The organism is Massilia sp. UMI-21 (assembly GCA_015277795.1).
Lineage (GTDB): Bacteria > Pseudomonadota > Gammaproteobacteria > Burkholderiales > Burkholderiaceae_D > Telluria.
This window is the reverse complement of record CP063848.1, coordinates 3,980,976-4,002,063: the sequence shown is the minus strand read 5'-3', so window position 1 is coordinate 4,002,063 and position 21,088 is coordinate 3,980,976. Positions and strand designations below refer to the sequence as shown.

The 21,088-nt window shown below is 65.7% G+C and carries 19 protein-coding genes; 8 read left to right on the top strand and 11 right to left on the bottom strand.

Annotation, left to right across the window (positions count from 1 at the left end):
- Positions 1 to 69: 69 nt before the first annotated feature.
- Complete coding sequence (locus IM543_17640; protein ID QOY93366.1) at positions 70 to 837, bottom strand: prolyl oligopeptidase family serine peptidase; 768 nt, start codon at positions 835 to 837, stop codon at positions 70 to 72.
- Positions 838 to 977: 140 nt separating this feature from the next.
- Positions 978 to 2,231, bottom strand: a complete 1,254-nt coding sequence (locus IM543_17635; protein QOY93365.1) for a DUF2863 family protein — start codon at positions 2,229 to 2,231, stop codon at positions 978 to 980.
- A 300-nt stretch (positions 2,232 to 2,531) separates the two neighbouring features.
- Here IM543_17635 and IM543_17630 point away from each other — a divergent pair, with 300 nt between their 5' ends.
- Positions 2,532 to 3,215 carry a Fe2+-dependent dioxygenase gene (locus IM543_17630; GenBank protein QOY93364.1) on the top strand — a complete coding sequence of 228 codons (684 nt, stop codon included), beginning with the start codon at positions 2,532 to 2,534 and terminating at the stop codon, positions 3,213 to 3,215.
- A 69-nt stretch (positions 3,216 to 3,284) separates the two neighbouring features.
- Here IM543_17630 and IM543_17625 read toward each other — a convergent pair whose 3' ends face one another.
- The 8 genes from IM543_17625 to IM543_17590 all read right to left on the bottom strand — a co-directional run bounded on the left by IM543_17625 (position 3,285) and on the right by IM543_17590 (position 13,399).
- Positions 3,285 to 3,431, bottom strand: coding sequence for a lmo0937 family membrane protein (locus IM543_17625; protein ID QOY93363.1), 147 nt, complete (start codon positions 3,429 to 3,431; stop codon positions 3,285 to 3,287).
- 148 nt (positions 3,432 to 3,579) lie between these two features.
- Positions 3,580 to 4,341, bottom strand: a complete 762-nt coding sequence (locus IM543_17620) for a glucose 1-dehydrogenase (protein QOY93362.1) — start codon at positions 4,339 to 4,341, stop codon at positions 3,580 to 3,582.
- Between the two features lie 122 nt (positions 4,342 to 4,463).
- The gene (locus tag IM543_17615; GenBank protein ID QOY93361.1) at positions 4,464 to 6,587 is read right to left on the bottom strand and encodes a hybrid sensor histidine kinase/response regulator; all 2,124 of its coding nucleotides are present in this window, start codon (positions 6,585 to 6,587) and stop codon (positions 4,464 to 4,466) included.
- Between the two features lie 2 nt (positions 6,588 to 6,589).
- Positions 6,590 to 7,798, bottom strand: a complete 1,209-nt coding sequence (locus IM543_17610; protein QOY93360.1) for an ABC transporter substrate-binding protein — start codon at positions 7,796 to 7,798, stop codon at positions 6,590 to 6,592.
- A 136-nt stretch (positions 7,799 to 7,934) separates the two neighbouring features.
- Positions 7,935 to 10,643 carry an aconitate hydratase AcnA gene (acnA, locus tag IM543_17605; GenBank protein ID QOY93359.1) on the bottom strand — a complete coding sequence of 903 codons (2,709 nt, stop codon included), beginning with the start codon at positions 10,641 to 10,643 and terminating at the stop codon, positions 7,935 to 7,937.
- Between the two features lie 85 nt (positions 10,644 to 10,728).
- Positions 10,729 to 11,292, bottom strand: coding sequence for a hypothetical protein (locus tag IM543_17600; protein ID QOY93358.1), 564 nt, complete (start codon positions 11,290 to 11,292; stop codon positions 10,729 to 10,731).
- Positions 11,292 to 12,281 (bottom strand): CoA ester lyase, encoded by a 990-nt coding sequence (locus IM543_17595; GenBank protein ID QOY93357.1) that lies wholly within the window; start codon positions 12,279 to 12,281, stop codon positions 11,292 to 11,294. The genes IM543_17600 and IM543_17595 overlap by 1 nt, the downstream gene beginning before the upstream one ends.
- A 128-nt stretch (positions 12,282 to 12,409) precedes the next feature.
- Positions 12,410 to 13,399, bottom strand: coding sequence for a malate dehydrogenase (locus IM543_17590; GenBank protein ID QOY93356.1), 990 nt, complete (start codon positions 13,397 to 13,399; stop codon positions 12,410 to 12,412).
- A 281-nt stretch (positions 13,400 to 13,680) separates the two neighbouring features.
- On the opposite strand from IM543_17590, the gene IM543_17585 reads away from it, so the two are divergent.
- The 7 genes from IM543_17585 to gltA all read left to right on the top strand — a co-directional run bounded on the left by IM543_17585 (position 13,681) and on the right by gltA (position 19,883).
- Complete coding sequence (locus IM543_17585) at positions 13,681 to 14,445, top strand: GntR family transcriptional regulator (protein QOY93355.1); 765 nt, start codon at positions 13,681 to 13,683, stop codon at positions 14,443 to 14,445.
- Between the two features lie 226 nt (positions 14,446 to 14,671).
- Positions 14,672 to 15,085, top strand: a complete 414-nt coding sequence (gene sdhC, locus IM543_17580; GenBank protein QOY96737.1) for a succinate dehydrogenase, cytochrome b556 subunit — start codon at positions 14,672 to 14,674, stop codon at positions 15,083 to 15,085.
- 2 nt (positions 15,086 to 15,087) lie between these two features.
- Positions 15,088 to 15,456 carry a succinate dehydrogenase, hydrophobic membrane anchor protein gene (gene sdhD / locus IM543_17575; GenBank protein ID QOY93354.1) on the top strand — a complete coding sequence of 123 codons (369 nt, stop codon included), beginning with the start codon at positions 15,088 to 15,090 and terminating at the stop codon, positions 15,454 to 15,456.
- A gap of 2 nt (positions 15,457 to 15,458) precedes the next feature.
- The gene (locus IM543_17570; protein QOY93353.1) at positions 15,459 to 17,237 is read left to right on the top strand and encodes a succinate dehydrogenase flavoprotein subunit; all 1,779 of its coding nucleotides are present in this window, start codon (positions 15,459 to 15,461) and stop codon (positions 17,235 to 17,237) included.
- A gap of 63 nt (positions 17,238 to 17,300) precedes the next feature.
- Positions 17,301 to 18,011: a succinate dehydrogenase iron-sulfur subunit gene (locus tag IM543_17565; protein QOY93352.1), complete on the top strand. Its 711-nt coding sequence runs from the start codon at positions 17,301 to 17,303 to the stop codon at positions 18,009 to 18,011.
- A gap of 229 nt (positions 18,012 to 18,240) precedes the next feature.
- Positions 18,241 to 18,507 carry a succinate dehydrogenase assembly factor 2 gene (locus IM543_17560; GenBank protein QOY93351.1) on the top strand — a complete coding sequence of 89 codons (267 nt, stop codon included), beginning with the start codon at positions 18,241 to 18,243 and terminating at the stop codon, positions 18,505 to 18,507.
- 74 nt (positions 18,508 to 18,581) lie between these two features.
- Positions 18,582 to 19,883, top strand: coding sequence for a citrate (Si)-synthase (gltA, locus tag IM543_17555; protein QOY93350.1), 1,302 nt, complete (start codon positions 18,582 to 18,584; stop codon positions 19,881 to 19,883).
- Between the two features lie 50 nt (positions 19,884 to 19,933).
- On the opposite strand, the gene IM543_17550 is transcribed toward gltA, so the two are convergent.
- Positions 19,934 to 20,995, bottom strand: a complete 1,062-nt coding sequence (locus IM543_17550; GenBank protein QOY93349.1) for a glycosyl hydrolase — start codon at positions 20,993 to 20,995, stop codon at positions 19,934 to 19,936.
- Positions 20,996 to 21,088 lie beyond the last annotated feature (93 nt).

Sequence of the window (21,088 nt, the reverse complement as noted above, 5' to 3'; positions counted from 1 at the left end):
ATCGGCTGGCTACTTCTCCGTGTCGACCAATCGCGGGGTAAGGGGAAATGCTCGACGATATCGTCCTGCTCAGTCGCGGCGCTGCTGCGCAAACCAGTCGAACAGGCCGGCCTCGCCATAGGCATGCACCCATGCCGCGATGTGGCCGGCTTCGGGCAAGACCGTGTAGCGCACCTTGCCGCCCGCGGCCTCGAGGGCTTCCACCATGCGTGCCGATTCCTGTTCCGGCACCGCGTCGTCCTTCAGGCCGTGGAAGGCCCAGACCGGAACCTCCTTCAGGCGGCCGGCCAGGCGCGGGATGCCGCCGCCGCAGATCGGCGCAACGGCGGCGAAATAGTCCGGGTAGCGCGAGGCGAAATCCCAGGCGCCGTAGCCGCCCATGCTGATGCCGGTCAGGTAGACGCGCTTGCGGTCGACGTTGTAGCGTGCGAGGACGTCGTCGAGCATGGCCTTGAGGCGGTAAGCGTCCCACCATTCGCCATCGGCAACCTGGGGCGACACCACCATGAAGGGGAAGTCCGGGTCCTTCTCGACGATGGCCGGCGGGCCCCAGGCCTTGACCTTGTCCAGGTCGGTGCCGCGTTCGCCGGAGCCGTGCAGGAACACGATCAGCGGCACCTTGTCGCCCTTGGCCGAGTAGGTCTTCGGCAGGAAGCGCAGGTAGCGGATTTTCCCCTCGATGGCGGTGCTGCGCGCTTGCTGCGGAGAGGGCGCGACGGGCTTCTGTGCGGCGGCATGCACGACGCCGGCAGTGCACAGGCCAAGCGCTGTGAGGGCAAGGCCGAGGGCAATGCCAAAGGCAGGACGAATGGCGGGGCGAATGGAGGGACTGGGCATGCGGCGATCTCCTGGCGTGTTGAGTATCCGGCAACTGTAGCACGGCCGAATGCGCGAACGGCAAGATCAGGGAAGGAGCAGGGGCGGGGGAAGCGCCGCGCGGGCTGGAACCGCCCGCGCGGGTGATGCGGGAGCGCCTGTCAGTGGAAGTGCTCGGTGCCGGCCGGGGTGTCTTCCGGCATCTCGGCGTGCACCAGTTCGCCCGTCGGATCGGCGAACAGCGGGGCGCCGCAATCGTCGCAGTATTCGGCGACGTAGCGCTCGTTGATGCGCTTGACGTGAGCGATGCCGGCCTCGTTCAGGTGGGCGACGATCTCGTTGAGCGGGGTCAGCGGAGCGGGGCCGGCGGCGAACGGGCCTTCCATCGGCGTGCCGGTCTCGTCTTCCTGGCCGTACAGCGGCCAGACGATGCCGTACATGACGTCGCTGTCCTGGCGCATCGTGAACGAGACCCGGTATTCGTCGATCTGGATGTCGGCCGACTCTTCGCCGAAGCCGGCGATCACGGCGCGCAGGTCCGAGGGTTCGACGTCCAGCGTGTGGGTCAGGTAGTGGACGGCGGCACGGATCGAGATTGGGCGGATCAGCTTGTCGGCTTCGCGGCAGGCCACGTAATAGGCTTCCGGCAGCAGCAGTTCGACGCCGCAGCCCGGCAGTAGGCGCGCGATGTTGGCGCTGCCCTGGGCGCGCCACTGCTCCAGCGCGCGGTTACGCTCCTCGGCAAAACCGATGTGGTGCTGCGGCTCTTGCCAGCGGAACATCGGTGCACCCTGCGGTGCGACGACCGCCACCAGCAGGTAGCGGGTGTCGGCCAGGAAGGGGGCGGTTTCTTCCACGCGCGCAGCGGGCTTGACCGTGCCGCCCTTGTGCGCGCTGGCTGCCAGCTTGTGGGTCAGCGCGTAGGTCTCGGCATGCGAGCGCGGCAACTGGTCGATCGAGTACAGGGTCGGCGCCATCGCGATGCGGGTGCCCTCGGCCAGCAGGTGCGCCGAGAAGTGCGCCTGCAGCGTGCCCAGTATCTCCGCCGGGATGGTGCCCGAGGCGATGTTGAAGCGGGTCCAGGCGAGCACCGGCGCGGCCACCAGCAGGGCCTGCCAGGTGAGGTCGCCGCCGTCCTGCTGCTCGACCATGGTGGCCGATTCGCTGACCGCCTCCACCGCATCCATGAGCACGTCGTACGAGGCGAGGTCGTCCCTGAACAGGGCGTTCAGCGCGGCGTCGATGCTGTCCTGGTGGTTGGTCTTGAGCAGCTTCTGCAGTTGCGTGTCCAGTTGGTGCTCCCAGGTCCGTTCCTCGACGCGGCTGGCGGCCTGCATGATGGCTTGCGCGATGCTGACGAGACGCTGGCTTTCGGCGGAAAGTTTAGGGCTTGAATCTTTGGAAGGACGACGCATGGGGCTAGGGGTCTCTTTTTCAAATGGTGGTCAAGGTCATGATAAACCCATATCTCCGGTATTGTAGTTGATTCGGCCACGGGTCACGAACACTAGGCTGTCATGCTTCATGGAAGCACCGCTTGCCAAACGGCCGGACAGAAATCATAATGCGAATCGTTCTCATTTATTTTGCATGAGGCGAACGCAGGTATGTGGCCCCGGGCTGCGCCCCTTTGCGCGTACCAGCCCCGCCGGGCAAGCGGACTTCGCCCCCCGAAACGATCCGGAGGGCTTTTTTCTGTCGAGAGGATTCACATCATGATGCTGCACATCACTGGCGTGCTCACGCGCGAGCAGGTCGCCGCTATCCGCGCCCGCTTGCAAGGCGCGCCGGAATGGGTGGACGGACGCGAAAGCGTCGGTGCGCAGGGCGCCCAGGTCAAGCGCAACCGCCAGCTCAGGGAAGGCTCGCCCCTGGCGGTCGAGCTGGGGCAGGTGGTGAGCACGGCGCTGATGAACAATCCGCTGTTCTTTTCGAGCGTGCTGCCGCTGCGCATCCTGGCGCCTTACTTCAATGCCTACGGCGGGGGCGAGCACTACGGTCTGCACGTGGACGGGGCGGTGCGGGCGCAGCGGGGCGGCCTGGCGCCGGTGCGGGCGGATGTATCGACCACGGTGTTCCTGAGCGACCCGGAAGACTACGACGGCGGCGAACTGGTGGTGGTGGACGCGTATGGCACTCACGAGGTCAAGTTGCCGGCGGGCGATGCGATCGTCTATCCGTCGGGAAGCGTGCACCAGGTGCTGCCGGTCACGCGCGGGGAGCGGGTGGCGTCCTTCCTGTGGACCCAGAGCATGGTGCGCGACGACGCCAGGCGCGGCCTGCTGTTCGAACTGGACACGAATATCCAGAAGCTGCGGGCGGCCTACGGCGAGAGCGAGGCGACGGTAGGCGTCACCGGGCATTATCACAACCTGCTCAGGATGTGGGCGGAGCTGTGATCGTCCTGGCAGAAAGCAGAAAGCCGGAATCCCTGGGGATTCCGGCTCGGCGCGTCACGGTGTCGCGCGTCAGAGCACTTTTTTGCCGGTGAACAGGCGGATCAGGATGACCACGACCGCGGCGACCAGCAGAATGTGGATCAGTCCGCCGGCTACCGAGGTAGCCAGGCCGATCAGCCACAGGACGAGAAGAATGACAGCAATGGTATAGAGCATGTGAGCCTCCGCTTGGGATGAGGGTGCAGGCAAGGGGGCTGCCTGCTTTCCCGATGACCCATCATCCACCGCGCGGCCCGTTTGCTCGGTGCGTAGCCGTACAGAACGCTTGTTTTAAAGATAATTTCTCGTCGCCGACCCGGCCCCCCTACATGGGCGGCTGTCCGTTGGAGGCGGTGACCCCCGCATCCACCGGCAGGTTGACGCCGGTGATCAGGCGCGCATCGCTGCTTGCCAGGAACGCGATCGCCGCCGCCACGCCCTCCGGATCCTCGGGTGCGCCGAGCGGCATGCGTTCCTTGAACTTGGCGACCAGTTCCGGGTCTTTCAGCATGTCCTCGGTCATGCCGGTCTTGGTGAAGCTCGGATTGACCGCGTTCACCCGCACGCCATCCTTGCCCGCATCCAGCGCCATTGCGCGCACCATGTTGGTGACCGCGCCCTTCGAGGTGTTGTAGGCGAAGGTATTCCAGTCGCCGCCCAGGCCCGACACGGACGAGGTCATCACGACCGAGCCGCCTGTCTTGACGAGTTCGGGCAGCGCCGCCTTGGCCATGTGAAAGTAGCCGCCGACATTGACCGCCATAACGCGTTCGAAGTCGTCCTCGCTGGTCTGCAGGATGTCGCCCTCGGTCGCCACGCCGGCGTTGTTGACCAGCACATGCAGGCCGCCGAAGCGCGCGACGGCGGCCTCGACCGCCTTGGCCGCGGTGGCCTGGTCGGCGGTATCGCCGACCTGCACCAGCACGCGGTCTTGCGGGAGTGCCGAGGCAACTTCTTGCAGGCTGGCCTGGTCGATATCGAGCATCACGACGCGCGCGCCTTCATCGAGAAAGCGGCGCGCGGCCGCCAGGCCGATGCCGGAAGCGGCACCCGTGACGAGTACGACTTTTTCCTTGAAACGGTTCATTGCTTCTCCTTTGGTGTCGGCCATCGGGACAGCGCATCCTGTCCACGGCTTGTCTTCAAGACCATAGCACAGGCAGGCGAAGGCGGTTTTTCGATGCTGCCTTGCAGGCGCGGGCGTCCGGCTCACTCGCCGGCCGTGTCCTGCCTCGCCGCGTCGGCCAGGGTGGCGAGCAGTGCGTCCGCCGCCACCGGCTTGACCAGGTGTGCCGCGAAGCCGGCCTCGCGCGACATCCGGCGGTCCTGCTCCTGGCCGTAGCCGCTGACGGCGACCAGGGTGGCGCCGGCACTGCGCGGATGGCGCTTCAGGGCGCCGGCCAGCGCATGCCCGCTCATGTCCGGCAAGCCGATGTCGAGCAGGATCAGTTCGAAGTCTTCCTGCGCGGCCGCCTCCAGCGCGGCCCGGGCCGAGTGTTCGCTCCTGACCCGGTGGCCGGCGGCCCGCAGCACCATGGCCAGGGTGTTGGCCGCGTCCACGTTGTCGTCCACGACCAGGATGGCGCGCGCAGGGGCAGCGGCGGCGTCGCCGGTGGCGGCAGCGCCGGGAACGGCCCCGTCGCGGCTATCCGGCAACTGCGCCAGCTGCGGCAGCAGCGGCAGGCGGATGGTGAAGGTGCTGCCCTGGCCGGCGCCGTCGCTGTGCGCCTCGACGCTGCCGTCATGCAGCTCGACCAGCTTCTTCACCAGGGCCAGGCCCAGCCCCAGTCCGCCCTGCGCACGGTCGGGCGTGCGCTGGCCCTGCGTAAACAGGTCGAACACGACCGGCAGCAGGTCGGGTCCGATGCCGATGCCGTTGTCGCGCACCTGCAGGATCGCGTTCCGGTCCTGGCGCCGCAGCGAGACCCGTAATTCGCCGCCTTCGGGCGTGTACTTGGCGCCGTTGTTGAGCAGGTTGGCCACCACCTGGATCAGCCGGGTACGGTCGCCGCGCACGGGCAGGGGATCGTCGGCGCCGTCCAGCACCAGGCGCTGCCGCCGTGACTCGATGACGGGGGCGACCTGCTCGACGGCTTCGCGCAGCACGGCGCCCAGTTCGATGTCGGCCTTCTCGATGGTGACCAGGCCGCGCGTCACGCGCGACACGTCCAGCAGGTCGTCGACGAGGTGCGTCATGTGCGCGACCTGGCGGGAAATGACTTCGCTGGCCTGCCTGACGCGGGGCTCCTTGGCGAAGAACATGCGCAAGAGCTGCGCCGCGCTGCTGATCGGTGCAAGCGGGTTGCGCAGCTCGTGCGCCAGCATCGCCAGGAACTCGTCCTTGCGCTGGTGCTCCCGTTGCAGATGCTCGCGCTGCTTCTGCAGCCGGTCGAGCATCTGGTTGATCGAGCGCGCGAGGGTGACCGTTTCGCTGCTGCCGGCCAGTTCGGCGCGCTGCGCGTCGATGCCTCCTTCGCCGAGCCTGCCGGCGAAACGCTCGAGCTTGCGCAGGTCCTGGGTCAGGCCCAGCGACAGGCGCGATCCGAGCAGGAACACCAGCGCGGCAATCAGGACGGCGATGCCGCCGATCAGGCCGAACTGGGACCAGGGCGTCTTCAGGATCCGGCCGGGCGCGGCGGCATCCATGCGCAGCCTCAGGCCCAGATGCTGGAGCCGGGCAGGGACCTTGACCGGCATCTCCAGGGTGCGCAGCGTCGGCGCGGGCGGGGCCTGTCCCTTCCACGTCAGGCCGGCCGTCGCCGCGGGATGCAGGTCCTGTATCCTGAGCTTGTAGACCAGCGCGCCTTCGGGGGTATTGGTACGCGAATAGCGCAGCAGGCTGACGCCAACCAGTTCCGCCTCGTCGGGCGGCCCGAAGATGGCGGTGCTCTCCACGCCCTGGTCGATGCGCGCGCGCAGCCAGGCGAGTTCTTCCTGGTCGAAGCGCTCGAGGCCGTTGCCGGCGACCGGCTTGCCTTCGAAGTCGGTGAACAGCACCTGCACCGGAATCCCGTTGATCTGGCGCAGGCCGCCAAGGAAGGGCGCCAGGTAGGTTTCCCGGCCGGCGCTGTCGACCAGGCCGGTGGCCAGGATCGGGCTGTTCGCCACCTCGTCCATGCGCGAGATCAGCGTGGCGAGGGTATTGCTGACGGTTCTCGCGTTGAAGGCGGCATCGCGCTGCTGCAGCAGCGCGACCGCGGAGGCGTGCTGGCGATCGACCAGCCAGAACGACGCCGCCACCACCAGCAGCACGGCGGTAGCGGCCAGGATCGCCGAGGCGAGGGCGAAACGTTGCGTCAGGCTCGCAGCCCGGGATGGCGACCACAGCCTCATGATCAGTCGTCGCTGGGTACGAGCACGCCGTCCGCGCGGTAGCGGGCGATCAGCAGTTCGCGCGTGCCCAGCGCCTCGTGGCGGGCCGGGGTGAACGGCGGAGCATAGGTCTTCACCAGCCCGCGGTGCGTGCGCAGCCGTTCCAGGGCGTCGCGCACGGCCTTGCGGTCGGTGCTGCCGGCCTGCCGGATCGCGTTGGCGAGAATATGCATCAGGTCGTAGGCATGGGCCACGCCCACCGGACCGTCGATGTCCTCGATCCTGCGGATGGGCGACACGGTCGCCAGGCTGGCCATGAAGCGCGCGAGCGGCTTCTTGTCGGCCTGGAAAAACGAGAAGGTCTGGACGACCGAGAAGTCGACCTTGTTCAGGGCGGGTCCCGCCTGCCGCACGAACTCGCCGCCGGTCACGCCCCAGTGGCTCAGGATCGGCACATGCTCGGCCTTCGGCAGGGCGGCCACTTCGCGCACCAGGACCGCCGCTTCATCGTCGTTGGCCACCAGGACGATGGCCTCGGCGCCGGCGTTGCGCAAGGCCTGGTACCTGGCGACCAGGGTCTGGTCGCGCCAGTTGTACCAGGCGGTCTGCACGATCGTGATGTTCTTGTTTGCGGCAGCGAATTTTTCGGCGGCCGCCAGGTTGCTGCGCCCCCAGGAGGTATTCGTCAGCAGCAGGCCGACCCGCCGCAGACCGCGCTTGCTCGCCGTCTGCAGCAGCTTGGGCATCGCCAGGCTGTCCCGCAGCGACAGGCGGAACACGTAGTTGGGCCGCATGCCGTTGTCGATGATGCCGTCGGCCGACGACCATGGCGCCAGGAACAGGGTTCTGGTCGCTTTCAGGACCGGCAGCTCTTCGATGATGACGGGGCTGAAGCGGCCGCCGAACACGGCCACGAGTTCGGGCATGCGCGCAAACTCTTCGATATTGCGGATGCCGCGGGCCGGGATCGAGCGGTGGTCCCGGGTAACAAGCTCGACAGGCCTGCCGCCCAGCAGCCCGCCGCTGCGGTTGATCTCGGCGATGGCCGTGCGCAGCCCCAGTTCGACGGCCTGGGCCGAGGTGCTGTTATCCAGGCCGAATTCGGCATCGAGGCCGACCCGTACCGGCAGCGGCGCGGCCCTGGCGATGAGCGGGCACGCGACAAGGAGGAGTGTGCTTGCCAGGATGCCGGCAAGCGCACTGCGGAAACGGTGGATGGTCGGGTTCTGCATATCTGTCTTGAAAGAAACAATCCAGCATTGTAAACGTCAACAAGCCGAGATGTCGTCCCGATACACGGCAAGCGGCGCCGGGCCGAAAAAAGGCCGGGACCCTTGCGGATCCCGGCCCTTCGCTCAGCGCTCAGGCTCAGGCAGCCAGCAGCTGGCGCAGCACGAACGGCAGGATGCCGCCATGCTTGTAGTAGTCGACTTCGATCGGGGTGTCGATACGCAGCAGCACTTGCACTTCCTGCGATTCGCCGTTTTCACGGTGGATCACCAGGGTGGCCAGCTGTTGCGGCTTGATCTCGCCTTCCAGGCCCTTCAGGTCGTAGGTTTCCTTGCCGGTGATGCCCAGGCTTTCGACGCTGTCGTTGCCGATGAACTGCAGCGGCAGCACGCCCATGCCCACCAGGTTCGAGCGGTGGATACGCTCGTACGAACGCACGACCACGGCCTTCACGCCCAGCAGCTGGGTGCCCTTGGCGGCCCAGTCGCGCGACGAGCCGGTGCCGTACTCTTCGCCGCCGAAGATCATGGTCGGGGTGCCTTCCGCCACGTACTTCATCGCCGCGTCGTAGATCGACAGCTGTTCGCCGGTCGGCTGGTGGATGGTGATGCCGCCTTCGACCGCCGAACCGTCCGCCTTCGGCGGAATCATCTTGTTCTTGATGCGCACGTTGGCGAAGGTGCCGCGCATCATGATCTCGTGGTTGCCGCGGCGCGAGCCGTAGGAGTTGAAGTCGGCCTTCAGGACGCCGTGGTCCTTCAGCCAGCGGCCTGCCGGACCGTCTTCCTTGATCGAACCGGCCGGCGAGATGTGGTCGGTGGTGATCGAGTCGCCGAACACGCCCAGCGCGCGCGCGCCGGTGATGCCGGTGGCGGCGGCTTTCGGGGTCATCTCGAAGTCGGCGAAGAACGGCGGCTCGGCGATGTAGGTCGATTCGGGCCAGTTGTAGACCTGGCCTTCGGTCGACGACACGCGCTGCCACAGTTCGCCCGGGTTGCCCTTCACGTCGGCGTAGTTCTTGCGGTAGACCTCGGAGTTCATCGCCAGGCGCATCAGCTCGCCCACTTCCTGCGAAGTCGGCCAGACATCGCCCAGGTAGACGTCGACGCCGTTCTGGTCCTTGCCCAGCGGCTCGCTCATCAGGTCCTTCGTCATGTTGCCGGCGATGGCGTAGGCCACGACCAGCGGCGGCGAGGCCAGGAAGTTCGAACGGATGTTCGGGTGGATACGCGCTTCGAAGTTACGGTTGCCCGACAGGACGGCCGAGGCGACGATGTCGTTCTCGACGATCGTGGCGTTCAGTTCCGGGGTCAGGTCGCCGGCGTTGCCGATGCAGGTGGTGCAGCCGTAGGCGGTCACGCCGAAGCCCAGCTTGTCCAGGTAGGGCAGCAGGCCGGCGGCGGTCAGGTACTCGGTGACCACGCGCGAGCCGGGGGCCAGCGAGGACTTGATGTGCGGCGCCACGGTGAGGCCGCGCTCGACCGCCTTCTTGGCCAGCAGGCCGGCGGCCAGCAGCACGCTCGGGTTCGAGGTGTTGGTGCACGAGGTGATGGCGGCGATCAGGACGTCGCCGTTCTTCACGCGCACGCCGTTGCTGGTCTGGTAGACGTGGTGCAGGTCGTCCGGCTTCTTGTTGAAGCCGTTCTGGGTGGTCGGCTTGCTGAACAGCTCGGTGAAGGTGTTCTTCACGTGGCCCAGTTCGATACGGTCCTGCGGGCGCTTCGGGCCGGCCAGCGACGGGGTCACGGTCGACAGGTCCAGTTCCACCACGCGGGTGTATTCGATCTCGCCTTCCTGCGGGATGCCGAACATGCCCTGGGCCTTGTAGTAGTTCTCGAAGGCAGCCAGTTCTTCTTCGGTGCGGCCGGTGCCGCGGAAGTAGTCGACGGTGGCTTCGTCGACCGGGAAGAAGCCCATGGTGGCGCCGTATTCCGGGGCCATGTTGGCGATGGTGGCGCGGTCGGTGGTCGACAGCGAGCGGGTGCCGGCGCCGAAGAACTCGACGAACTTGCCGACGACTTTTTCATGGCGCAGCATTTCGGTGACCGTCAGCACCAGGTCGGTCGCGGTGCAGCCTTCGCGCAGCTTGCCTTTCAGGTTGACGCCGATGACGTCCGGGGTCAGGAAGTAGACCGGCTGGCCCAGCATGCCCGCCTCGGCTTCGATGCCGCCCACGCCCCAGCCGACCACGCCGACGCCGTTGATCATGGTGGTGTGCGAGTCGGTGCCCACCAGGGTGTCCGGGTAGAACACGTCGCCTTGCTTCATGACGCCGCGCGCCAGGTATTCCAGGTTCACCTGGTGCACGATGCCGAAGCCCGGCGGCACGACGCCGAAGGTGTCGAAGGCCTGCATGCCCCACTTCATGAACTGGTAGCGCTCGTTGTTGCGCTGGAATTCCAGCTTCATGTTCAGGTCCAGCGCGCCCGGCTCGCGGAAATGGTCGATGGTGACCGAGTGGTCGACCACCAGGTCGACCGGCACCAGCGGCTCGATCTTCTTCGGATCGGCGCCGGTCTTGGCGGCGACGTTGCGCATCGCGGCCAGGTCGGCCAGCAGCGGCACGCCGGTGAAGTCCTGCAGCACCACGCGGGCCACGACGAACGGGATCTCGTCGGTGCGCTCGGCGGTGGCGCCCCAGTTGGCGAGCTGCCTGATGTGTTCTTCGGTGACCTTCTTGCCGTCGCAGTTGCGCAGGACGGACTCGAGGACGATACGGATCGACACCGGCAGGCGCGACAGGTTCACACCGAGGGCTTCGCCCAGGGCCGGCAGCGAGTAGTACTGGCCGGTCTGGCCGGCGCCCGCCGGGAATTCCTTCAGTGTGTTCAGGGTGTTGCGAGACATGATCTCTCCTTCAGTGGGGATATGTTGTTATTCCGGTACTGCAATGCACTTCGACTTCCGGTGATCCATGGGCGCCAGCCGCGGATCAGCCATTCTTTTCCGCAGGCGCCGCCGCGACGACCATCGCCGCCTGCTCGGCGTTCTTGCATTCGTTGGCCAGCTGGCGGTTCAGCTTCGAATCGAGCAGCATGCCCTTGGCCGGGATGCCGATCCAGATCAGCCCCCAGTACGGGTTCTCGAAGCGCCGCGCGCCGGTGGTGGTGCCCACCCGGTTCAGGCGGTGCAGGCGTTTCTTCCAGCGCAGGGCGATGTGGGCCTCGTCCTTGTCGTTGGTGTAGATCGTGATCTTGTTGCCAAGCTCGCAAGCGTATTCGGTCACGACCGTGTCGGTGATGTCCGGTTCGGCCTGGTCTTCGGCGCTGTAGGCGGCGCCTGCCGCAGCTGCAGCAGCAGCTGCGGCGGCCGTGGCTTTCTTGCCCTTCGCGCCCGGCTTGGCCTTGGCTTTTGCCTTGGCCTTGAGCACGCTGGCGGCCTTCGGGTGTTTGGTATCGGTGGCGGCGGCTGCATGGGTGCAGACGCCGGCGGCCACGAGCGCGAGGGTGAAACGAAGCGCGCCGGCGGCGAACATGCGGGAGAGGAGGGTGGCCATCAGTTGGAATCCGTGTGGTTGACGATTGCCGCAGCGGCTTCCGGCAGCGCCAGGCCGGCCAGCTTCGCGCGCTGCAGAACGGTCCAATAATATCGGTAGCTTGCGCGGTCGTGCAAGCGGCCGTGCTGGGCGATCGGGCCCCAGTTGGCCAGCATTGCTTCTTGCAGGATGTTGGTGGCTTCGTTCACCTCCGACAGGCGCGGCGTGAAGGCCTTCAGGATCGGCTTGATCTGGTCCGGGTGGATGCTCCACATGCGGGTAAAGCCGAATTCGGCGCCGGCGCGCTGGGCGTCGTTGGCGACCACGGCGCTGTCCTTGATGTCGGTGGTGACGTTATGCGAGGGCACCTTGCCGTGCGCATGGCAGGCCGCGGCGATTTCCAGCTTGGCGCGCACCACCAGCGGGTGGGTGAACTGTCCGGGGGTGCGCATGGCGCTGGCCGGCACGGCGCCGTAGTGGCTGGACACGAAGTCCATGATGCCGAACGACAGGCACGCGACCTGGGGCAGGGCGGCGATGTCGTAGGCCGCATGCAGGGCGCCGTGGGTTTCGATCAGCACGTGCACCGGCAGGTCGGTGCGTCCGGCCCTGGCGGCGTACTGGTTGATCAGGTCGATGGCAAGGATGGTGTCGGCGACGCTCTCCACCTTCGGCAGCACCACGTAGGCCAGGCGCGCGGCGGTGGCGCCGACGATCGCGGCCACGTCGCCCGCGAAGTGCGGGCTCCTGGGGTCGTGCAGGCGCACGCCGATGCGGTCGAAGCGGTTGTCCTCGCTATTGATCAGTTGGGTGACCAGCAGCGCGTGCTCGGCCTCGCTGCCTGCGGTGGCGCCATCTTCGCAGTCGAAAGTAATGTCGAATACGGGGCCAAGCTCTTGTTGCAGGGCCATCGATTTGCGCATCAGCTTCTCCGAGCCGGCGTAGTGGTCGCAGGCGGGAAGCAGCAGCGGCTGGCGTTTGCCCTGGAATAAAACCTCGGAAGGATGCATGGTATGTCTTGAAGCAGATCGGCCATGCCGGGCAGTTCTTGCTGCGAACTGCGCCGGGATGGCACGGTTAGCGCGGCCGGATGGCCGCGCCGATACAGATACGTGAGTCAGCGGCTCGGTTCGGCAGCTCAGTTCAGCAGATGCGCGACGCCGGCCTTCTCTTCTTCGAGTTCCTTCAGCGTCAGGTTGATGCGCTCCTGCGAGAAGGCGTCGATGTCCAGGCCCTGGACGATGGTGTACTCGCCGTTCTCGGTGGTGACCGGGAAGCCGAACATGGTGCCTTCCGGGATGCCGTACGAACCGTCCGACGGGATGCCCATGGTGGTCCACTTGCCATTGGTGCCCAGCACCCAGTCGCGCACGTGGTCGATCGCCGCATTGGCGGCCGAGGCTGCCGACGAGGCGCCGCGGGCGTCGATGATGGCGGCGCCGCGCTTGCCGACGGTCGGCAGGAAGGTGTCGCGGTTCCAGGCGTCGTCGTTGATCGCTTCCTTGACCGATGCGCCGTCGATGGTCGCGAAGCGGTAGTCGGCGTACATGGTCGGCGAGTGGTTGCCCCACACGACCATCTTCTCGATGGCGCCGACCGGCTTGTTCAGCTTGGCGGCAACCTGCGACAGGGCGCGGTTGTGGTCCAGGCGCAGCATGGCGGTGAAGTTCTTGGCCGGCAGGTTCGGGGCCGATTTCATGGCGATGTAGGCGTTGGTGTTGGCCGGGTTGCCGACCACCAGCACCTTGACGTCGCGCGACGCGACCGCGTCCAGCGCCTTGCCCTGCACGGTGAAGATCTGGGCGTTGGCTTCCAGCAGGTCCTTGCGCTCCATGCCCGGGCCGCGCGGACGCGCGCCGACCAGCAGGGCCACGTCGGCATCCTTGAAGGCGGTCATCGGATCGGCGTGGGCGGTCATGCCGGCCAGCAGCGGGAATGCGCAATCGTCGATTTCCATCATGACGCCCTTGAGCGCCTTCTGTGCCTTCTCGTTGTCGATCTCGAGCAGCTGCAGGATGACCGGCTGGTCCTTGCCCAGCATGTCGCCGTTGGCGATGCGGAACAGCAGGGAATAGCCGATCTGGCCGGCCGCGCCGGTGACGGCGACGCGCATTGGGGTTTTAGCCATGATGAATCTCCAAAGTGGGGAAAAAATCGTTCGGACGACGGCGGTCGAGCCGGGAAACTTGTTCGGAAAGCTGCAATGATACCAAAAGCAGCTCCGTATCAATTGGATATCGCGCGCGTATGTGAGCGAGTTTGCGGATAAGCACGGAGGTCCAATCCGACTGCGAGTTTATGCCTCGACTGTTCTGTCTGTCAATTCATATCATATGTCTTATATAAGACACATGTGTTGGTGGTCATCTACTGGACTTGCAGGCAGGTTTTGTGGTGAAATCGCGGTCTATGAACCCCCTTTCGCCCAACAGCAGCGATGCAGCCGGCAGCGACGCATCGCCGTCCTTCCGTCCGCTGTACCAGCAGATCAAGGCCTTGATCACCCAGAGCCTGCAGTCGGGCGAGTGGAAGCCGGGCGAGCTGATGCCCAGCGAAGTCGAGCTGGCGGGGCGCTTCAAGGTCAGCCAGGGCACGGTGCGCAAGGCCATCGACGAGCTGGCGGCCGAGCACCTGGTGGTGCGCCGCCAGGGCAAGGGCACGTTCGTGGCCACCCACGCCGAGGAGCGCGCCCACTTCCGCTTCCTGCGCCTGATGCCCGACGAAGGCGTGCCGCACCATCCGGACAACCGCTTCATCGCCGTGCTGCGCATCCGCGCCACGGCCGAAGTGGCGCGCCTGCTCGAGCTGAAGCCGGGCGACGCCGTGCTCTACATCAAGCGGGTGCAATCCTTCGACGGCGTGCCGACCATCCTGGAGGAGTTGTGGCTGCCAGGGGCTTTGTTCAAGGGCCTGACGGCGGAGCGCCTGGTGGAGTACAAGGGGCCGATGTACGGGCTGTTCGAGTCGGAATTCGGCACGCGCATGATCCGCGCCACCGAGAAGATCCGCGCGGTCGCGGCGGACGCGGTGGCGGCCGAGCACCTGAAGGTGGCGCAAGGCACGCCGCTGCTGTGCGCGGACCGGGTGTCGTTCAGCTACGGCGACAAGCCGGTGGAGTTGCGCCGGGGGATTTATTCGACCGCGCGCCACCATTACCGGAGCGAGTTGTCATAAGAATAAACGTGGGGCGGGCGGCGCAGCCGGCCGGGCCCACAGCAGGGATCGCACGAAGCGATTAAAATAAGTTGGTTTTGCGTAAGCGACGAACAGTACCCGGTTCGCCGCAGGGACGCCCCGGTTTTCTTCACCTGGATGCTTGGTGCCCCGCCACAAAATCGGCGAAAATGAAGGGTTCACTAAAAAACTGTTGTCATAAGGGAGGTGTTACATGTCCGAAGCCGTGAGAGAAGCTGCAAAAAAAGGGCGGCCGGAGTTCCGCAACGTTGGCATTGGAGATATTACGGGTAAATATCGCATGCCGCCATCGGCCATCGTGTCGATCCTGCACCGCGTCAGCGGCGCCGGTCTGTTCCTGTTCCTGCCGTTCCTGCTGTACCTGCTGCAGGAAAGCCTGCGTTCCGAGATCTCGTTCGCCCATTTCGCGGGCATCGTCGATAACCCGTTCGCGAAAATCATCCTGCTGGGCCTGTCGTGGGCTTACCTGCACCACTTCGTCGCCGGCGTGCGCCACCTGTTCATGGACAACCACATGGCCCTGGACAAGGATGCCGCGCAGAAGACCGCACGCTGGGTGCTGATCATCAGCCTGGTGCTGACCGCACTGGTCGCCCTGAAACTGTTCGGAGTGTTTTAATCATGGCAAACAAGAATAACATCGGACCGCGCCGCCTCGTCGTCGGCGCCCACTACGGCGTCAAGGACTGGCTGGCGCAGCGCGTCACCGCCATCGTCATGGCCGCCTTCACCGTCGTGCTGCTGGTCTCCTTCCTGACCGGCCAGGATTTCAGCTATGAAGGCTGGGCCGGCCTGTTCGCGCGCCAGTGGTTCAAGCTGTTCGCGCTGGTCACCTTCCTCGGCCTGTTCTATCACGCCTGGGTCGGCATCCGTGACATCTGGATGGACTATGTGAAGTCGGCAGGCCTGCGCCTGTTCCTGATGCTGGCGACGATCTTCTGGCTGCTCGCCTGCGCCGCCTGGACCGTGCAAATTCTCTGGAGTGTGTAATCGTGGCAGCAATTAAAACTGCAATCCCTACCCGCCGCTTCGACGCGGTCATCGTTGGCGCCGGCGGTTCCGGCATGCGCGCATCGCTGCAACTGGCCGAAGCCGGCCTGAACGTGGCGGTGCTGTCGAAAGTGTTCCCGACCCGTTCGCACACCGTGGCTGCCCAGGGCGGCATCGGTGCTTCGCTGGGCAACATGAGCGAAGACGACTGGTACTGGCACATGTTCGACACCGTCAAGGGTGGCGATTACCTGGGCGACCAGGATGCGATCGAATTCATGTGCCGCGAAGCACCGAAGGTCGTGTACGAGCTGGAACACTTCGGCATGCCCTTCGACCGCAACCCGGACGGCACCATCTACCAGCGTCCGTTCGGCGGCCACACCGCCAACTTCGGCGAGAAGCCGGTCCAGCGCGCCTGCGCCGCGGCCGACCGTACCGGCCACGCGCTGCTGCACACGCTGTACCAGCGTAACGTGCGCGCGCGCACCCACTTCTTCGTCGAGTGGATGGCGCTTGACCTGATCCGCGACCTAGAGGGCGACGTGGTCGGCGTGATGGCCCTCGAAATGGAAACCGGCGACGTGATGATCCTGGAAGCGAAGACCACCATCTTCGCCACCGGCGGCGCAGGGCGCATCTTCGCGGCTTCCACCAACGCGTTCATCAACACCGGCGACGGCATGGGCATGGCGGCGCGCGCCGGCCTGCCGCTGCAGGACATGGAGTTCTGGCAGTTCCACCCGACCGGCGTGGCCGGCGCGGGCGTCCTGATCACCGAGGGCGTGCGCGGCGAGGGCGGCATCCTGATCAACTCGAACGGCGAACGCTTCATGGAGCGCTATGCGCCGACCCTGAAGGACCTGGCGCCGCGCGACTTCGTCTCGCGTTCGATGGACCAGGAGATCAAGGAAGGCCGCGGCTGCGGTCCGAACAAGGACCACGTGCTGCTGGACCTGCGCCACATCGGCAAGGACACCATCGAGAAGCGCCTGCCGTCGATCCTGGAAATCGGCCACAAGTTCGCCAACGTCGACGCCACCAAGGAACCGATCCCGGTCGTTCCGACCATCCACTACCAGATGGGCGGCATCCCGACCAACATCCACGGCCAAGTAGTGGCCCCGGATGGCACCGGCGGCCAGAAGATTGTGGGCGGCCTGTACGCGATCGGCGAATGCGCCTGCGTCTCGGTGCACGGCGCCAACCGCCTGGGCACCAACTCGCTGCTCGACCTGGTGGTGTTCGGCCGCGCGGCCGGCAACCACGTGGTGGCCTCGAACCTGAAGCAGAAGGTCAACAAGGCCCTGCCGAAGGACGCCGCCGATTTTGCGCTGGACCGCCTCAACCGCCTCGAGACCTCGACCGGCGGCGAGAAGGTGCAGCACGTGGCCAACGACATCCGCGCCGCCATGCAGAAGTACTGCGGCGTGTTCCGTACCCAGGAACTGCTCGATACCGGCGTGCGCGAAATCATGAAGCTCGACGAGCGCCGCAAGCACGTCTCGTTCCAGGATAAATCGAAGGTGTTCAACACCGCCCGCGTGGAAGCGCTGGAACTCGACAACCTGATCGAGACCGCCAAGGCGACCATCGTGTCGGCCGCGGCCCGCCCGGAATCGCGCGGCGCCCACGCCCACAGCGATTTCCCGAACCGCGACGACGAAAACTGGATGAAGCACACCCTGTTCTACTCGGAAGGCAACCGCCTCGAGTACAAGGCGGTGGTGACCAAGCCGCTGACCGTCGACACCTTCAAGCCGAAGGCCCGTACTTTCTAATTTCGTGCAGGGCCGCGCCGAGTGCGCGGCCCACGCAGCTAAGTAAAACCAACAGGTAAACACATGGCACGCACCGTCCAACTGAAGATCTACCGCTACGATCCTGACAAGGATGCCAAGCCTTACATGCAAGACGTCACCGTCGAGCTACAAGACACCGACAAGATGCTGCTCGACGCGCTGCAGCGCATCAAGTCGGATGTCGACGATTCGCTGGCCCTGCGCCGCTCCTGCCGCGAAGGCGTGTGCGGTTCGGACGCAATGAACATCAACGGCAAGAATGGCCTGGCCTGCACCACCAACCTGAACGAGCTGACGCAGCCGATCGTGCTGCGTCCTCTGCCCGGCCTGCCGGTGGTCCGCGACCTGATCGTGGACATGACCAACTTCTTCAAGCAGTACCACTCGATCAAGCCCTACCTGATCAACGACTCGATCAAGCCGGAAAAAGAGCGCCTGCAGACCCCGGAAGAGCGCGAAGAGCTCGATGGCCTGTACGAGTGCATCCTGTGCGCCTGCTGCTCGACCTCGTGCCCGTCGTTCTGGTGGAACCCGGACAAGTTCGTCGGCCCGGCCGGCCTGCTGCAGGCCTACCGCTTCATCGCCGACTCGCGCGACGAAGCCACCAACGAGCGCCTGGACAACCTGGAAGACCCGTACCGCCTGTTCCGCTGCCACTCGATCATGAATTGCACGGACGTGTGCCCGAAGGGCCTGAATCCGAACAAGGCGATCGGCAAGATCAAGGAACTGCTGGTGCGTCGCGCGATTTAAGCTTCGCGTCGTTTCAGGCGTGATGTGAACGCGCGCACGGCAAAGCCGTGGACCCTACGGTCGCGATGCTCGTAGGGTGGTCGGCTCCGCCGACCGCGCGTTCAACCGTCGCATGCATATTGCGACAAATTGCGGCATCCCCTGATAAAGATGCCGCAAATACAGTAAAAGTACCGTACTGCCTATTCCGGGCATGCGGAGTATGATGTTGACCCAATAACGGACTCTAGTGAAAACGCATCAATCCGACCCCGCCAACCGTGCCCGCCTGCGCTGGCGCGCGCGCCGCGGCCTGCTCGAGAACGATTTGATCCTCACGCGCTTTCTCGATGCGCATGAAGGCGAATTGAGCGACGAGGAAGTCGATGCGCTGACCCGCTTGCTGGACCTGGCGGACAACCCGCTGATGGACCTGCTGCTGGGCCGGACCGAGCCTGAAGGCGAGGTCGACCAGCCGCACGTGCGCGCCCTGCTGGCGCGCCTGCGCCAGGCGTAGTCCGTCCCGGTTCGGCTGCAGCACGCGTTTTCGTTTTTTGTTTTTAAGATCCACTCCCACAAGAAGGAAGTGCCATGAATATCTCTGATACCAAAGCCACCCTGTCGTTCTCCGACGGCAGCCCGTCGGTCGACATGCCGATCTACAAGGGCACCATCGGCCCGGACGTCATCGACATCCGCAAGCTGTACGGCCAGACCGGCAAGTTCACCTACGACCCGGGCTTCATGTCGACCGCCGCCTGCCAGTCGGCCATCACCTACATCGATGGCGACAAGGGCGAGCTGCTGTACCGCGGCTACCCGATCGAGCAGCTGGCCGTCAACTGCGACTTCCTGGAATCCTGCTACCTGCTGCTGAACGGCGAACTGCCGAACGCCGAGCAGAAGAAAAAGTTCGACGACACCGTGACCAAGCACACGATGATCCACGAGCAGATGAACTTCTTCTTCCGCGGCTTCCGCCGCGACGCGCACCCGATGTCGGTGCTGGTCGGCACCGTCGGCGCGCTGGCCTCGTTCTACCACGACTCGCTGGACATCAACGACGCCAAGCAGCGCGAGATCTCGGCGATCCGCCTGATCGCCAAGCTGCCGACCCTGGTCGCGATGGCCTACAAATACTCGGTCGGCCAGCCTTTCATGTACCCGCGCAACGATCTGTCGTACAGCGCCAACTTCATGTACATGATGTTCGCCAACCCGTGCGAAGAGTACAAGGTCAACGACGTGCTGGTGCGCGCCCTGGACCGCATCCTGATCCTGCACGCCGACCACGAGCAGAACGCATCGACCTCGACCGTCCGCCTGGCCGGTTCGTCGGGCGCCAACCCGTTCGCCTGTATCGCTGCCGGTATCGCCTGCCTGTGGGGCCCGGCCCACGGCGGCGCCAACGAAGCCGCACTGACCATGCTGAAGGAAATCGGCTCGGTCGAGAACATCCCGGCCTTCATCGAGAAGGTCAAGGACAAGAACTCGGGCGTGAAGCTGATGGGCTTCGGTCACCGCGTGTACAAGAACTTCGACCCGCGCGCCAAGCTGATGCGCGAAACCTGCCACGAAGTGCTGGAAGAACTGGGCCTGCAGGACGACCCGCTGTTCAAGCTGGCGATGGAACTGGAAAAGATTGCGCTGGAAGACGACTACTTCGTGTCGCGCAAGCTGTACCCGAACGTCGACTTCTACTCGGGCATCGTGCAGTCGGCCCTGGGCATCCCGGTCTCGCTGTTCACCGGCATCTTCGCGATGGCCCGTACCATCGGCTGGATCGCCCAGTGGAACGAAATGATCGCCGACCCGGAACAGAAGATCGGCCGTCCGCGCCAGCTGTTCGTCGGTTCGGAGGTACGCGACGTGCCGCCGATGGACAAGCGCTGATCGCAGCGTAGCATCATCAGGAAGCGGGCTTCGGCCCGCTTTTTTTTTTATCAATTCCCGCCCAGTGCGATGCGCGTCGGCGCATCGCGCTCCACGCGCAGCGTGTCGCCCGACAGGAACAGTTCCGTCACCTGGATCACGCTGCGGCGCTGGGCGGCGCCGTCGGTGCCGGTGCCCGCACCGCCTTGTACGGCGCCGCGGCCCGGATGGGTGAAGTAGAACAGCCAGGCCCGGTCGCCGCGCACCACCACGTCGCAATGCCCGCCGATGGCGCCGTCATCGGTTCCGCTTCCGGGCTGCTGGAGCAGGTTGCCGTCCTGGCGGGTCCAGTTGGTGGCGTCCGGCGAACGGTAGACGGCCAGGCCGCGCCAGACGTCGGTGATCATCCACCAGGCGCCGCGCCACTGGAACACCTTCGGCCCTTCGCCGGCCTGGTCGGCCACCACCTTGCCGCCCTCTATCCAGTCGTTCAGGTCCGGACTGTCGGCGTAGTGGATCGACTTGTGATCGCGCTCGTTGTTGTACCACATGCGCCAGCCGCCGCCGGGCAGGCGGGCCACGGCGGCATCGATGACGCGGTCCGAGGCGAGCCGGATGGCGCGCGCATTGCCCCAGCTGCGCAAGTCGGTGCTGGTGAGGTGGACGATGTGGCGCGGGTGGTTCCAGTCGGTGAACACGCCCGGCACCACGGTCAGGAACATGTGATACGTGCCGTCGTCGGCGCGCAGCACGTCGGGCGCCCAGTGCGTGGCCTCCGATCCGCCCAGCGCCGCCGGCAGTGCGATGTCGGCGGTGCCGAGGTAGGTCCAGCTGGCCCCCTCGTCGCGCGATTCGGCGATGCCGATGTTGGTGCCGTGGACCCAGGCAACCCCGGTGAGCGCCTTCGCGTTGGCGCGGCGGTTGGTGTAGAACATCCACCAGCTGCCGCGCGCGGCGTTGCGCACGATGACGGGGTCGGCGGCGCCGTCGAAGACCGGGTCGCGGAACAGCGGCTTGGCGGCGATCCGGCCGCGCTCCGGCGCGGCGGGCGCCACCTGCGGGGCGGCCTGCACGGCGGCATGCGCGCCGGCGAACAGCAAAACGGGAAGGAGGCGGCGCAGCAGTTTGTCCATGGGCGAAGGGCAGGTCGACGGGAACTCCGGCAGGTGGGGCCGGGCGTGGCAAGCTGCAGTATCCGCATGCGCGCACATCACGGTCAATCGATC